This is a genomic window from Kocuria coralli (assembly GCF_008831305.1).
Lineage (GTDB): Bacteria > Actinomycetota > Actinomycetes > Actinomycetales > Micrococcaceae > Kocuria > Kocuria coralli.
Genome location: NZ_ML708662.1, coordinates 1 through 343, shown reverse-complemented (window position 1 = coordinate 343; position 343 = coordinate 1). Strand labels below are relative to the sequence as shown.

Annotated in this window: 1 pseudogene; it reads left to right on the top strand. The window is 64.4% G+C overall.

Going from position 1 to position 343, the window contains the following annotated elements:
- Positions 1-116: 116 nt before the first annotated feature.
- A pseudogene (locus FCK90_RS15605) lies at positions 117-343 on the top strand (ISL3 family transposase); the annotation flags it as partial.

Sequence of the window (343 nt, the reverse complement as noted above, 5' to 3'; positions counted from 1 at the left end):
CGGGCTCTTCAGAGTTGAGTGTGGGCGCGCCGGTGGTGCGGGGTAGCTGGGGATAGACGTCGAGGTCCTCGATGATGAGCGGACTCTTACCTCTGCTCGCACCAAGGACCTCGACAATGCTTAACCATAGTTGCGTATGCCCTGACGCGCTCGATCGCTGCGACCGATGCGATCTCCTTCTCGACTTCCCCGGCCTCCACCTGGTCTCGGTCACGCAGGCTCCCTCGGGCCTGGTGCTCGAGGTGGAGTCCTGCGTTCCGGTCCAAGGCTGTCCCGGCTGCGGAGTCATCGCTACTGGTCACGGCCGTGTGGTGGTCGAGGTGATTGATGCGCCCTGGGCGGG